The following is a 14,443-nucleotide window of genomic DNA, read 5'->3' on the forward strand; positions in this document are numbered from 1 at the left end:
CTGGTAGAAAAGAGCGTTTATTAAATATGATTAACCCAAACATACCACAAGCAAGAAATGTTGAGCTGAAATTGGTTAGTAATCTTGATGATTGGGACGGCGTTACTGGACCGGTTGATCGTGATTTGCGTCAAGTCGTTGTTCAAAAAGCAACAATCGGCAAGAATTATACTTATGCCTTGCAACACGTTGCTGGTGATACTTTTGTTTATCGTGGCCATAATGGTCAAAATGTTAACTTTAATAAAAATAAGCCGGTGTTGTTCATGACGGGAACTGCTGCAGGGCATACCCAAACATTTGAATATGCGAATAAATTTGATCAATATTTTGTGGGAACTAAGCCAAATGACCTTAATATGAGCAGTACGTGGTCGAGCTGGTCAAAGCAGATTGCCCGGGTTTCTCTGTGGCACGCACAAAAATACAGTTCTAATACAAGCATGCAACCTCGGCTAGCTAACTTGAATCATGCAGGTAGCGACTTTGGTGTTGGTTGTGCGGGTGACCAATTTGCCCGCGTCGAGGCGGCAGTTTCACCTGATGGCCAATATTTTCTGATTGCTTACGGTGATAACGATCATAATGGTTACTTTGCACTATACCGTCTGAGTGCAATTAATGATGCCTTGGATCACGCCACAACTGTCAGCAAATATGTTGATATAACAACTGTACAATGCCTTGCCGCCTTTAAAATTCCAACTTTATCTGGCAATCAAGGACAGGTAGGGTCTTTGCAAGGATTTGCCCTTGATCATTATGTTGCTAATCATAACGACCAGTTTAATCTTTATCTTTCTAGCCAGCCGTCTACTGATACAGCTGGCTTTGACCGTAAAATTGTTAAAATTCCGTGGGGCGAAGTTAATGCTACCGGTTGGGAATTAGTTGATTTGACAACTGCAACAGAACTGGCAATTCCGGGCTATTATACGGAAGTTGAAGGCATTCAGGTTGTAAGTAATAACAATGTTTTGGTGACGGTTGCCTACCACCAACTGCACGATTTTGCTAATCCAACTAAGCATCCCACTAAAATTAATAAAATTTACCAAGTAACTTGGGGACTTTTATAGCCAACACTAATGTTCGGGAAAAATATTATACTAAAAGCCAAAATGATTATTAGCAAAGTGAATTTTCACAATAAAAAAAGCGGGCTATTAACTAATTGAAAAATTACTCATGTTTTTTAAGATTTAGGTTCGGATTAAAAAAATATTTCTAAAATTCGGCTAATTTGTGCTTTTTTAGGCTTACATTGCCGTATAATTAAAAAGTTAGAAACATTAATTAAGAGGTAAAAATAAAATGACTAGGAAAACACAGGTTGGCCTGATTTTTGGTGGCAATTCATCCGAATATGAAGTCTCAATTATGTCAGGCCACAACATTTATAATGCAATTGATCAAGATAAGTTTGATGTTCACCCGATTTGGATTACCAATGACGGGTACTTGGCTAGTGAAGCAGATTCTTTTAAGGTACTTAAAGATCCACACTATACGGTGCAAAATCCGCACAAAGTCGCTAATATTTCTAATCTAATTGAGTTAGCAAATTTACCTGAAATCGATGTTTTCTTCCCAATTGTCCACGGCAACTTAGGTGAGGATGGTTGTCTGCAAGGTTTATTTAGAATTTTGGATAAGCCATTTGTAGGTGACGATGTTTTATCTGCTGCAGTAACAATGGATAAGGAATTTACCAAGATTTTGGCACAACGAGCTGGTGTCCCGGTTGCTGACTGGATTGCAATTAAACGCTTTGAATATGACGAAGAAAATAATGCTAAATGTGATTACGCAAAAGTAAGCGAAAAATTGGGTGGTGACTTATTTGTTAAGCCATCCAATCAGGGTTCATCCGTTGGGGTTCACCATGTTACAAGCGAGAAAGAATACCGTGAAGCTTTAGCCGATGCCTTTAGGTATGACGATAAAGTTTTAGTAGAAGAAACGATTCATGGCACTGAAGTTGAAGTTGCTGTTTTAGGCAATGATCAGCCGCTTGTTTCTGGGGTAGGTCAAATTATTAACGCTGCGGGAACCTTCTACAGTTATGAAAATAAATATGATGATGATTCCACCACAACATTGCAGATTCCAGCCGAATTACCAGCCGAAATTATTGAAAAAATTAGGGCTAATGCCTTAAAAGTTTACCAGGTAACCGAATGTAGTGGTTTGGCTCGGGTTGACTCTACTTTACGTGAAAGTGACCAAAAGATTGTTTTTACTGAAGTCAATGCATTACCAGGTTTTACTAACATTAGTATGTATCCAAAATTGTTCGAAGAAGTGGGTATTCCTTATTCCGAATTGATCACACGGTTAATTAATGTCGGTCAAGAACGTTATGAGCATAAAAAGACGTTGCTACATAAAATCGGTTAATTAGATTGTGCTGGGAGTAATATTTTATGACTAAAGATAAGCATGATTTTGAAGAATTGACCGCCCCTGCAGCAACAGCTAAGGAATTGCAGATTAGCGTTGCCACTTTGCGCAAATATTCCTTAATAGTTGAAAAAGTTGCCGGTAAGCCTGATTATTACGCTAGAACCAAACAAAATGCCCGGTTATATAGTAAAAAGGATGTTCAAGACTTAAAGGACTTTCATAAGTTAGCACAGGAAAATGGCCTTACTTTGCAAGAAGCGGCACAGCAAATTTTTGCTGTGAGTGATAAAAGCGCAAAAGAATCAAATGCCGTGGACGAACCTAACAATGAAGTGATGAGCACACCGCAGGTGATGAAACTTCTTAATGCCTTGCAACAGACTATTGGACAGCAAAATTCAGCGCTTGTTAAATTACAAAAGCAGTTAAATCGAATTGAAAAGCAGAATAAAGATCTACTAGCAAAACAGAAGGAGTTAGAAAATTCATCTGCCAAAGAAGCCGATTTTGCTAGCTTACCTGATATTTCAGGAATTGTAACCGATGATCTGGCAACTGCACCAATTTTTGCTGAAGAAAATAAACCACTGACACCTGCTGAAAAGCGTGCGCAGGTTGCTAATGATGAACAAAAATCAAGCAAAGAAGTGCATGATGAAATTTTGTCAAAAGCACAAGAAAACGCCCAAAAAAGTACGGTTAATGCGCACCGGACATTGTCAGATATGCAAATAGAACCGGAAAAAAAGCATTGGTGGCAAAAACTTATTGATATGTAGATTAGATAAAAACGACTTTTAGAAAAAAGTCGTTTTTATTAATGCCAAATTTAGCAAACTTAAGTTAAACTTTTAATTATGATATCCGCTTTTGAGGTACAGTAGACAAGAATAGATTGAGGATGATTACATTGAAAAGAACTAAGCAGCGCTATGTGTTGGCGCTAGTTGTAGCTATTATTGGACTGGCCTTGACGGCGTGTACTTATTTTGCCACTGACATCTACACTAAGCATGATGTAGCAGTAATTACGGACCGCACGATTAAGGACACTTTAGTTGAAAAAAGTACGGATGTGTATAACAACAAGGACGAAACCAGAAAACAGGTGCTTCACCTCAAAGTTTTATCTGGTAAGCATAAGAACCAAACTTACCGAACGGTCAATTATTATTACCCATCGCAATTGATTACGCAAAAATACCGGGCTGGTCAGCGGATTTTTGTCAATATTAAACATAATGATCCGGCTATTCAAACGCCCAAACGCGATTGGGTGTTGGTTTTAGCACTGACAGTCATGGCGACACTAATGGTAGCCGTTTCTGGTAAAAACACGCTGGGACTGATTGCGTCCATGGCTTTGAGCTGGCTCTTGTTTTACCTCGTAATTATGACCGATATTAAACTAAACGGTTCGTATATTGTGTTGCTCTTTGGCTTGGCTGACATCGTCTTTTCCTTTTTCAGCTTATTGCTTGTTCAAGGACTTAATAAAAAAATGCTGGCGACCTGGGCCGCGACGCTTTTAGGCGTCTTTGTTTCGTTTGGCTTGTGCTACTTAATTATGCGCCTTACGGGAGAGTCTGAAATCAAATATGAAACTGGCGATTACGCTACCCAAGATCCCCGTGGCATTTTTTTAGCACAGACCTTGCTCGGCATTTTAGGAGCAGTGATGGATGAAGCAACGGATATTATCTCAAGCTTATATGAGTTAATTCAGACTAAAAAAGATTTGACTGCCAAACAGCTGATTGAAAGTGGCCGAACAATGGGCCAAGAGATTATGGGACCACTGATTAATGTGTTAGTGCTGATTTTCATGTCTGAAGCGTTGCCGCTAACAATTATTTATTTACGTGACAACAACACTTTAAGTTCCACCTTTGGCTTCACCTTATCTTTAGGAGTAACGCAAAGCGTTATCTCCGCAATCGGAATTGTTTTAACGGTTGTTTTCGCGACTGGCTGCAGTTTGTTCTTTTTAGAAGGTCAAAAATGGAAGGAGTGGAATAAAAAGTGAACACATTAATGGCATTGATAATCGTTTTGGCAATATTAATGACGGTCATTGGCGGTGAAACCGGCATTCGTAGTTTTTTCAGTGTGCTGATTAACACCTTATTGTTAATTTTGCTGGCAATTCTGATTTCATGGGGTATTAGCATTCCCGTGTTAATTTTGATTTTTATTCCACTCAAGTTAGTGACAATTATCTTTTTGGGAACGCATGACTATCAAGTAGCGAAAAACTCATTTTATTCTGCTCTAATTGTGTGTTTAGTTGTCAGTTGTTTGATTTTAGGATTCGAATGGCTGGCACAAGCTGCTGGCTTAGGCCCAGAAGCAGGAGAGATTCTCGTTGGTTTATCACAAATGCCGGGGCTTAGCTATCCGTTAATTGCCGTAGCTGTTGCGATTTTTTCAACGCTTGGAGCGGTTGCGGAAGCGGCGGTTGCAATGAGTTCTGGATTATTAGAAATTAAAAAGCACAATCCCGAGATTACCCATGAAGAACTACTGAATAGTGGGGCAAAAATCGGCAACGATGTTTTAGGAACAGCGATGAATACCATTTTATTTGGCATGTTTGGTAGCTTTCTTTCCCTATTTTTGTGGTATATTAGGCTCAATTACACATTAGGTGAAATTTTAAATGAAAAATTATTTGTCAATGAAACGCTTATTATTATGTATTCATTGATTGGTGTATTACTAACTGTGCCATTATCGACTGCTTTTTTAGCAAAAAAGATGGCTAAACGTGAGGTGAAAAAATGAAAGTAAATGATTTAACGTTAACTAACTTTAACAAGCGGGAGTTTAAAGTTCATACTTATACTCTGGATTCAATTGGTGACTTAGTGACTCCTAAGCATCCGCTTGCCATTATTATTCCAGGCGGCAGTTTTGACCACTTGTCTTTACGAGAAGGCGAGCCGGTAGCACTTGCCTTTAATAACTGCGGCTTCAACAGCGTTGTAATGGAATATAACTTGGTTCAAGATGAAGGTGATATCTATCCGGATGCGGGGCTAGATGTATTGACTACGGTTAAGTACTTTCGTGATCACGCGCGTGAATACAATATTGATCCTGCAAAAATTGTTACTGTTGGTTTTTCAGCTGGCGGTCACGTGGCCAGCTTTGCCAATAGCATGGCTAACTCTCCTAAATACCAAAAAGAATTTTCTTTTACCAGCAGTGCCGTCTTACCATCTAAGACTATTTTAGGGTACCCGTTAATTAACTTAGCTAAAATTGGCTTTGATGTCCCCGCTGAAGAGGAGGGCAAGGTACCGACAGATGAGTTTGTTAAAAATAGTGCATTAGGTGTAACTGCCAAAACGCCTGCAACCTTTATTTTTCATGCGTGGGATGATCCCGTTGTATTAGTGACAAATACCATGGAATATATTGCTGCTTTACATGCCAAAAATGTGCCATGTGAGGTTCATATTTTCAATCGTGGTGGTCACGGCTTTTCACTAGCCCGTAAGGATATGGTGATAAAAGGGCGCGAGTGGCAGGAAAATCCGCATGCGGCCCACTGGTTTAAGTTAGCTCAAGAGTGGTTGGCCAGCGAATGGTCATAAACAGGCAGTGTAGCTGCTTTTTTGTGGGCTATTTGCCAGCATTAAGACTTACTAGAAAGAATATTAATATAAAAATTAAAAAGTGCGAATTTTTTAAACAAAAGTATTGCATTTATTTCTAAAAGGTATATAATTGCACATATTTGAATCAAAAGAAAGGACATGATTTTTTGAAGTTAACGAAAATAAAAATTTTAACAGCAATTAACGGCGTACTAACTTTAAGCAGTCTAATCATGTTATTCTTTGGATTGTGTAATCAAGTTAATGAGTCAAGTCGCCTTTTAGATGATGAGCAAACAATTGCCCTTAATAGTGGGAATGGTTTATTCATCTTTACAGCAATAATTGCCGTAATCATTTTTGGATTTGCCTTCTTTGCCAGTTGGCTGAGAAGTGAACCTGCGAAGGCTCATTTGTTAAGACACCATGCTTAATTAAGGAAAAGAGTCTGGGAAAAACTATTTTTTTAGACCATAAAAAAACGTTGAACATAATGGCTCAACGTTTTTTTTGTATACATTCTTTCTTGGTCTTGTTATTATTTAATTATCTAACTTCAAATAGAAAGGAGACCAAAAACAATGTACCCAAATTATACCACAGGCCAGACTGCTCTAGTACTTAATTTAGACTTTTCTATTCTGCAAAATCACCTCGTTCATGCCATTAGTCAGTTTGTTGATCCTATTCCCCTAGCTGTGCTTGAGGGTAAGCCTTCTTTTACTGGCCGTCCAGCCTTCCATCCGGCTCTGATGCTTAAAGTCTTGCTTTTTGCCTAACACTACTTATGAAAAAGAGCAGAAGCGCAAGTATCGTCATGACACGACTAAGTTAGACAACTGGTATTATGATGAAACCGAGGATTATTACTTAGACCATCAGGGCGTGCGCTTCAACTTTAAGCACTAGAAACGATCGTTACGGCTTTACCCGTCAGTTTAAAGTCTACGAAGCAGAAGAGTTTCAGCTAAATGCGGCCAAAACTGCTCTAGCTAAAACGCCCAGCGGGCACCAGCGCTAGCTCAATTGCAATCCCACCTAGCAGTATTTCAAAGCCAGGCCCAAGCAGCCCTTCAAAGCAAAACCGGCAAACGGATTTATGGTCAACGCAAGATTGATGTGGAACCGGTCTTTGGCCATTTGAAGCACGTATTTGGCATGTGCCAGGTCCACTTAAGAGGATAAGCAAAAGTTGAAAATGATCTAGGATTAATGCTAATGACCATGAATTTGAAAAAATATTGGCAAAGGAGTAGTCCTAATAGTCAACTTTGGCAGGCAGAAAGAAGCAAAAAGCATCCAAAACACTTTTTTCGGTGTTTTGGATGCTTCTTTTTTTGCTTAAAGAGCTAGTTTCTTCCCAGACTCTTTTACTAATAGTACACTTAAATTAGTTAATAATTTAAATAAAAATAAATCTTGATTGCTTAAGTACATATCTAAATATAATTCTTTATAATAAGCATTAAAAATAGAAAAAGCGCTTTAAGTAGTGCTTAAAATTTAAGTTAATGTTTAAAAAGGAAAAATATGAAAGCAATTGAGCACTTATATCGTTTACTTCAGAAAGAAAATAAATTATTGACAACTGAAGAAATTGCCCAAATAGCCGGTCTTAGTCGAAGTGCAGTAAGTGGCTATTTAGCTAAATTGTTTAAACAAAATCTGGTAGAAAAGCATGGTACGCGTCCAGTATATTGGATTGTTAAAGCTGAATCATCTGTATTTGATCATATTATTGGGTCTGATGGAAGTCTTAAATACCACATTCGAGCTTTAACTCAGGCGATTTTGTATCCACCACATGGTCTACCCGTAATAATTACAGGTGCAAGCGGCACTGGTAAAAGTCTTTTGGCCAAACTCATGTATCAAAGGGCGCTAGAATTAGGTAAAATTCAAAAAAATGGTAAATTTGTTACTCTAAATACTGCAGATTATGCTAATAATCCTGAGTTGCTATCATCAGTTCTGTTTGGCTATAAAAAAGGAGCATTTACTGGTGCTGATGAAAATACCATAGGATTGCTTGATAAAGCTAATAATGGCTACCTTTTTTTAGATGAGGTACATCGCTTGTCAAAATCCGATCAGGAAAAGCTATTTTCTCTTTTGGATAATTGTACTTTTTATCCATTAGGGGAGGTCAGTCATCCGCATAAAGTAAATGTTCGATTAATATTTGCAACTACGGAAAATTTAGATAATTGCTTATTAAAGACTTTTTTACGGCGAATACCTCTTCACATAAATCTGCCTAAGTTTATTGATCGTCCGTTGACCGAACGAGTTGCTATAGTGGCACAGTGTTTTAAACATGAGGCAACCGAAACAAAGAAAAAGTTTTCAGTTTCAAAAACTTTGCTTATGGATTTAGCCAATCGGAATTATCTTGGAAATATAGGTACTTTAGGTAATAAAGTAAAACTATTATGTTCAAAAGGATACACCATGTATCCAAATGCTCAAACTATTCAAATTGGTTCAGCAACTGACAACGAGTTCGCTTTAATTGATTCAGATTTTAATTGGAGTGAAGTAATTAAATTAACAGATTACGTTTTTGAGCGTTTTCAAAACATTCAAAATGAATTGATTGCTTCTTTTTCTAAAGGTTCGTCAATAAGCGATTGCAAGTTAATCATCTTGCGTTCGCTACGCTCGCTTCCGCGTATAGCTAATTCAATCCCAACTCAATTATTTGGCAGAAATATTACACAGGCAGTTAAAAAGGTTCTAGGTGATAAATATGGATTGAGACTTAATCTACATCAAAATGAATTCGAGCTGTTTGTGCTTGCATTTAGTTTAAGTTTTACTCAGGAAAAGCCATTGGCACATTCTAAAGAGCTGGTTAAATTATTCGAGCAGAACTATCCGCGTTCTTTTTATATTTATCGGCAATTTTTAAATTATTTTAAACCTAAAAATTATGCTAATTTTTATTTATGGTTTATTTTATTATTTTCAGATTTAATCAATCAAATTGAAAAAATTCGTTATACTTGCATTTTACTTGCTCATGGAGAATCAACAGCTACCAGTATTCAGAAAATAGTTAATAATTTGGCAAAAAGTTACGTTTTTGAAGCATTTGATATGCCAATAGATGCGACAGTTGACGACATAAATGTGTGTGTTCAGAATTATTTACAAACCCAAAAAGCACATGATCATGGAATCATCTTGTTGTTTGATATGGGCTCATTAAATCAAATGTTTACGAAGATCAAGCACGCCTCAAATAAGAAATTACTTGTAATCAATAATTTAACAACTGCTTCCGCTCTGGACATAGCCATTCGCGTACAACGGAGTGAATCTTTTAGTGATATTACTGAAAAGGCTAAAAATTACGGTAAGTATATGGGTGTACAATATTTTGAAGGCCTTTCAGATCAAGATAATATTATTGTTTCCTGTCTATCAGGTGCGGGGCTATCTCGGGCAATTAAGGATATCATTGAAGGCACACTTTCAACAAAGAAACAGATAATTACAATGGATTACCGTAAGCTTCGTGAACTTTTAGACAATAATGATAGTAGTTTCTTTAAAAACACACAGTTAATTGTCACAACTACTGACTTTAAAATTAAATTAGATATTCCTATTATCAATATTTACAATATTTTAGATCAGAAATGGTTTAATGAACTTAAAACTTATCTCCTGGATTCAGGAGAAGAGAGTAAAAATGTGGATAATCTGCTTGAAAAATTTTTAAAATTTTTGACTATTCAGGGAATAAAAGAAAGGCTGCAATTTCTTAATCCAAATACTGTAATTGATGAAGTGCAAGCCGTAGCTGCTAAATACCAAAAATATTATGGTGTAACTTTTAGTGGAAAAATAAAGCTAAATCTATATATGCATCTTTCTTTAATGATTGAACGTATCCTTTTGAGTGAAAACAAGGATAAAAATAACCAAATTTTTTTTAAAAATGACATTGAAAAAGAATTTGCCTTAATTTCGAATACCATTTTTAAACCAATTGAGATGAAATATAATATTAAAATAAATAATTTCGAAATATCATTAATTTTTGAACTGCTGGAAGATTATTTATAGTAAAGAAGTGCTTAAAAAATTTTTAAGCACTATTTTTTTGCTGCCGATTTTTGTTGAGTTGTAAAGCTTGGCATAATATTTGCTAATTATAAATTGAATAAGTAAGACTTAAAAGGAGGTAATAAAGCGGGCTAAATAAGTTCTTATTAAAAATTCTTACAGATGTTGTAATTTAATGTTTTGAATAAGGAGAAATGTAAGTGAAGATTTATTTATTAAGTCACGGAAAACTAGCAAGCGGAATGAAAAGTACAATTGAATTGCTTGCTGGCAAGCAGCCTAACTTAGTTGCATTTGATTCATATTTGGAGAACGGGCCAGATTTATTAGAATTCTTACAGAAACTGGCGAAAGAACATTCTCCTTTTATCGTAGTAACTGACTTGCTGGGGGGGAGTGTTAATCGATTAGCTCTTGAAAAGTTAGCATTTAAGGATGTTTGTTTGATTAGTGGGATGAATGTGGCCCTAGTTTTAAGCCTAGTTTTGCTTGACAGTGAAGCTAGTATTGAGCAAATTAAGCAAACGGTAGAAGTTAGTAAAGATACGGTGAAAATGTTGATGCCGAATACTGTGAATAGTAAGAATGCAGTTGAAGAAGACTTTTAGAAGGAGAGAAAAAATGATTTTGTTATTACGAGTAGATCATCGGTTATTACACGGTCAAGTGGTTTTTTCGTGGAGTTCGCAGTTGCAGCCAAATTGTATTTTGATTGCTGATGATAACGTAGCTAAAGACGATTTGCGTAAGTCGACTTTACGTTTGGGCAAACCACAAGGTGTAAAACTTGTTTTTAAAAGTGTGAAGGACTCAATTGGAGCAATTAATTCGGGAAAAACTGATAAATACCGTTTGATGATTGTAGTACCAACTGTTGAAGCAGCAGTGATTCTTGCTAAGAATGTTAGTCAAATTAAAGCAATCAATTTAGGAGGAACTAAGGCTACATCCCAAACACATGCGCTGTCTAAGATGGTAAACGTGACAGATAAAGATGAACAATTGCTCAAAGAAGTTGCGGCTTTGGGTAAGGAAGTTAACATTCAGGCCGTGCCAAGTGATCCTAAAAAAATTTTATATAAGTAGGAGGAAAAATAATGTTGCAAGCGTTTTTAATTTTTGTAGTAGCATTTATTGGCTTTTTAGAATGTGGGTTAGGCAATTCTATGATTCAGCGACCAATAGTTATGGGACCGCTAGTAGGACTTGTTTTAGGGGATTTACATACCGGCCTAATTGTTGGAGCTACTTTGGAGCTTGCCTTTATGGGCAACATTACAATTGGTGCCGCATTGCCACCAGAAATTACTGCTGGTGGTATTTTGGGAACAGCATTTGCTATTAAGACAGGATCTGGGGCAGCAGCTGCACTGGCACTCGCTATTCCAATTGCGACAGTTGCTCTGTTATTGAAAAATTTTTATTACTTAACTGTGCGTGTTTTCTTTTTACATAAGTCAGATGACTATGCAGCAAAGGGGGATGTAGCTGGTGTAGACAGAATGCATTTGATTAGCTTTTTATCATACGACATACTAATGTCGTTAATTTTGGCAGTTTGTTTTTACTCGGGAAGCAGCGTAGTTAAGTCATTTTTAGCAGTTATTCCTAAGTTTATCATAGATGGTATGAATATTGCCGCTGGTATTTTACCCGCACTAGGCTTTGCACTATTAACTAGCATGCTTATAAATAAAAAAGTGGCACCATACTTATTACTGGGCTTTGTCTTAGCAGCATATTTAAAAGTTCCTGTATTAGGCGTTGCTTTAATTGGAATAGTAATTGTAGCTTTAAGTATAGTAAATAATGATAAACCTCAACTGGATTCAGTTGAAATGGAGGATAATGATGATGACTTCTGATATAAATAAAAAGAAATTAACTAAACATGATATAAATAAAATTTTCTGGCGTTCTTTCACAATAAATGCTTCATTTAACTATGAACGGCAAATGAGTCAGGGCGTACAATATGCTTTAGGCCCGACACTTAAGAAACTTTATCCAGAAAAAGAACGCTTAGCTGATGCTTTAAAACGGCATGCTGAGTTTTTTAACACTACACCAATGCTTGGTCCCTTTGTTTTTGGTATTACGGCAGCTATGGAAGAAGAAAATGCTAACGATTCGAATTTTGATGAAGGCTCAATCAATTCGGTAAAAGCTTCGCTGATGGGACCACTTGCTGGTATCGGTGATTCGGTATTTTGGGGAACTTTGCGGCCACTTGCAGGAGGCATAGCTTGTTCGCTTGCATTAACGGGTAATCTGTTTGCACCGATTTTATTCTTGTTGATTTTTAATATTCCCAATATTTTAGTTAGATATTATGGAGTACACTGGGGTTACGACTCAGGCATGAAAGCCTTAAACAAATTCGAAAAATTGGGTATTACGGATAAAGTTTTCCAAGGTGCTGCAACTTTAGGTCTGTTAGTTATTGGTGCAATGATTGCAACAATGGTTACTGTCAAAACTGGTTTAACAATTGGCTCAGGTAAGTCGGCAATCAGTCTAATGTCAGTTTTAAATGGAATCATGCCAGATATGCTAGGTGTGATCGCCACAGGAATAGTTTATTGGGCAATTAAGAAAGGTTATAAAGTTAACACAATTTTGCTTTGGATTATTATCATTAGTATTATTGCAGCATTTTTTGGGATTTTACAAGCATAAAGAAGGTAGGTTAAATGACAATTCTCAGTAATTTTATGGATTACAGTTTAGAAAAACATTTTAATATTAATAATATACAGATTTATCAAAATGATAAACTTGTAGATGAAAAAAAGGAAGTTGATCCAATTACGCGGCTTAATGTTTATTCAGTTTCTAAAAGCATTACGTCGATTGGAATTGGCCTTGCCTGTCAAGAAGGACTTTTAAAGCTATCTGATCCAATTTTTCATTTTTTTCCTCAAATTGACTTTACTACGCTTGATTCGAGGATCAAAAAAGTTACAGTTTTAAATCTGTTGACTATGACTACAGGTCTCGAAAATCCGCTATTTTTTGCTGACGATTTAGAGCGCTACCAAGTAAAAGATTGGATAAGATATTACTTTACTAATGGTAAATTTGTTTATGAGCCCGGCACTAACTTTCTGTATTCCACTTTTAACAGCTATATCCTTAGCTGTATTGTGGAAGCGGTCAGTGGTGCTACTCTTGTTAATTATCTGACGCCAAGATTTTTTGAGCCTATCGGAATTGGAAATCCGGATTGGCTCTCCTGTCCGATGGGTCATACAATGGGTGCCCATTCTCTAATGCTGACTATTGATGAAATGTCCAAAATTGGATTACTTTTATTGCACAAAGGTAATTGGCATGGGAAACAAATTATTAATACTAAGTATTTAGAAGACGCGACGAAGAATCAAGTTTTTAATGCAAAAGGTAGAACAAAATTTGGTTATGGTTATCAGTACTGGATTAATCCTGATTATCAGTCATATAGAGCTGATGGCAAATTAGGGCAATTTATTATAGTAGTACCCAAAAATAATTTGGTGGTTACGGTTCAGTCATTAGAGCAGAAGAAGCTATTTAACGAAGTTTGGAATAATTTAGTTCAGCCTTTAATTGCAATGAAAAATATCTAAAAGAGCTTCTAATACTAAGTTATTTACTAGTATTAGAAGTTTTTTCTGTTTATGCGGTATAATTTTAAAAGATAAAAAAGAAAGCGTGATCAGAATGATTAAGATGTTGAGGATTGATGAGCGTTTAATTCACGGACAAGTCGCAATGGTCTGGTCAAAAGCACTATGTATAAACAGTATTTTGGTGGCAAACGATTACACAGCTGCAAACGAGTTTCAGAAAATGTCGATGAAGCTTGCCGTTCCTTCTAATATCAAATTTGATTTATACAGCATTGATAAATCAATAAAATTTCTCAATCACTTTAAACAGCAGTCCTTAGCAATCATGATTGTTGTTGAAAATTTTAAAGATGCATTAACTATTGCCCAAAATGTCGAGCAAATTGGTGTGATAAACGTTGGCAATTATGGACTATTGTCATTAAATAAGCGTGATAAAAAAAAGATGCAGCTTGATACTTGTGTTAAAGTTGATAATAGTGACCTTAAATATATTAGACAAATTGCCACTTTACCTTTTAAATTTGTCTCTCAGCTAACGCCAAATTCTTCAAAAAAAGATTTAAAAAAATTAAAGGTTATTTATAAATAATAAGCTTTAATCATTAAAAGATTAGTTAAGTATATTTTAGTTTTAGTATTTTTATAGATTATCCGATTTTATAAAGTTAGTAATTATTGATAGTTACTTTAACTAAAGATTGTTTGCACAGAAATTATTTTAATTTCTTTAAAAAGCGTTTTGCTTGG

Annotated in this window: 16 protein-coding genes and 1 pseudogene; all 17 read left to right on the top strand. The window is 36.1% G+C overall.

Annotated elements, in window-relative coordinates; translation table 11 throughout:
- Positions 1-26: 26 nt before the first annotated feature.
- The 17 genes and pseudogenes from J3U71_RS02205 to J3U71_RS02280 all read left to right on the top strand — a co-directional run bounded on the left by J3U71_RS02205 (position 27) and on the right by J3U71_RS02280 (position 14,285).
- Complete coding sequence (locus tag J3U71_RS02205) at positions 27-1,079, top strand: helveticin J family class III bacteriocin (protein WP_267392573.1); 1,053 nt, start codon at positions 27-29, stop codon at positions 1,077-1,079.
- A 235-nt stretch (positions 1,080-1,314) separates the two neighbouring features.
- The gene (locus tag J3U71_RS02210; protein WP_220269000.1) at positions 1,315-2,400 is read left to right on the top strand and encodes a D-alanine--D-alanine ligase family protein; all 1,086 of its coding nucleotides are present in this window, start codon (positions 1,315-1,317) and stop codon (positions 2,398-2,400) included.
- 26 nt (positions 2,401-2,426) lie between these two features.
- Entirely contained in the window at positions 2,427-3,185 is a 759-nt protein-coding gene (locus J3U71_RS02215; RefSeq protein WP_267392572.1) for a transcriptional regulator, read from the top strand.
- Positions 3,186-3,307: 122 nt separating this feature from the next.
- Positions 3,308-4,432, top strand: a complete 1,125-nt coding sequence (locus tag J3U71_RS02220) for a YibE/F family protein (protein WP_374106774.1) — start codon at positions 3,308-3,310, stop codon at positions 4,430-4,432.
- On the top strand, positions 4,429-5,190 hold the full coding sequence (locus J3U71_RS02225) for a YibE/F family protein (RefSeq protein ID WP_220220592.1): 762 nt from the start codon (positions 4,429-4,431) through the stop codon (positions 5,188-5,190). The genes J3U71_RS02220 and J3U71_RS02225 overlap by 4 nt, the downstream gene beginning before the upstream one ends.
- The gene (locus J3U71_RS02230; protein WP_220220593.1) at positions 5,187-6,005 is read left to right on the top strand and encodes an alpha/beta hydrolase; all 819 of its coding nucleotides are present in this window, start codon (positions 5,187-5,189) and stop codon (positions 6,003-6,005) included. Before J3U71_RS02225 ends, J3U71_RS02230 begins: the two co-directional genes overlap by 4 nt.
- 170 nt (positions 6,006-6,175) lie before the next feature.
- Positions 6,176-6,442 carry a hypothetical protein gene (locus tag J3U71_RS02235; protein WP_220220594.1) on the top strand — a complete coding sequence of 89 codons (267 nt, stop codon included), beginning with the start codon at positions 6,176-6,178 and terminating at the stop codon, positions 6,440-6,442.
- A gap of 147 nt (positions 6,443-6,589) precedes the next feature.
- A pseudogene (locus tag J3U71_RS02240) lies at positions 6,590-6,784 on the top strand (IS5/IS1182 family transposase); the annotation flags it as partial.
- Positions 6,780-6,917: a hypothetical protein gene (locus J3U71_RS11615; RefSeq protein WP_416381413.1), complete on the top strand. Its 138-nt coding sequence runs from the start codon at positions 6,780-6,782 to the stop codon at positions 6,915-6,917. The pseudogene J3U71_RS02240 and the gene J3U71_RS11615, both read left to right, overlap by 5 nt.
- A 117-nt stretch (positions 6,918-7,034) precedes the next feature.
- Entirely contained in the window at positions 7,035-7,193 is a 159-nt protein-coding gene (locus J3U71_RS11620; RefSeq protein WP_416381414.1) for a transposase, read from the top strand.
- 345 nt (positions 7,194-7,538) lie between these two features.
- Complete coding sequence (locus tag J3U71_RS02250; protein ID WP_267392570.1) at positions 7,539-10,082, top strand: sigma 54-interacting transcriptional regulator; 2,544 nt, start codon at positions 7,539-7,541, stop codon at positions 10,080-10,082.
- Positions 10,083-10,282: 200 nt separating this feature from the next.
- The gene (locus J3U71_RS02255; RefSeq protein WP_267392569.1) at positions 10,283-10,690 is read left to right on the top strand and encodes a PTS sugar transporter subunit IIA; all 408 of its coding nucleotides are present in this window, start codon (positions 10,283-10,285) and stop codon (positions 10,688-10,690) included.
- Between the two features lie 13 nt (positions 10,691-10,703).
- The gene (locus J3U71_RS02260) at positions 10,704-11,168 is read left to right on the top strand and encodes a PTS sugar transporter subunit IIB (RefSeq protein ID WP_267392568.1); all 465 of its coding nucleotides are present in this window, start codon (positions 10,704-10,706) and stop codon (positions 11,166-11,168) included.
- A gap of 11 nt (positions 11,169-11,179) precedes the next feature.
- Positions 11,180-11,947 carry a PTS mannose/fructose/sorbose/N-acetylgalactosamine transporter subunit IIC gene (locus J3U71_RS02265; protein ID WP_267392567.1) on the top strand — a complete coding sequence of 256 codons (768 nt, stop codon included), beginning with the start codon at positions 11,180-11,182 and terminating at the stop codon, positions 11,945-11,947.
- Complete coding sequence (locus tag J3U71_RS02270; protein ID WP_267392566.1) at positions 11,934-12,761, top strand: PTS system mannose/fructose/sorbose family transporter subunit IID; 828 nt, start codon at positions 11,934-11,936, stop codon at positions 12,759-12,761. Before J3U71_RS02265 ends, J3U71_RS02270 begins: the two co-directional genes overlap by 14 nt.
- Positions 12,762-12,775: 14 nt before the next feature.
- Complete coding sequence (locus tag J3U71_RS02275) at positions 12,776-13,690, top strand: serine hydrolase domain-containing protein (protein WP_267392565.1); 915 nt, start codon at positions 12,776-12,778, stop codon at positions 13,688-13,690.
- Positions 13,691-13,784: 94 nt separating this feature from the next.
- Entirely contained in the window at positions 13,785-14,285 is a 501-nt protein-coding gene (locus tag J3U71_RS02280; RefSeq protein WP_267392564.1) for a PTS sugar transporter subunit IIB, read from the top strand.
- Positions 14,286-14,443: the final 158 nt, after the last annotated feature.

It is taken from the genome of Lactobacillus sp. B4015 (assembly GCF_026536055.1).
Taxonomy (GTDB): Bacteria; Bacillota; Bacilli; order Lactobacillales; family Lactobacillaceae; genus Lactobacillus; species Lactobacillus panisapium.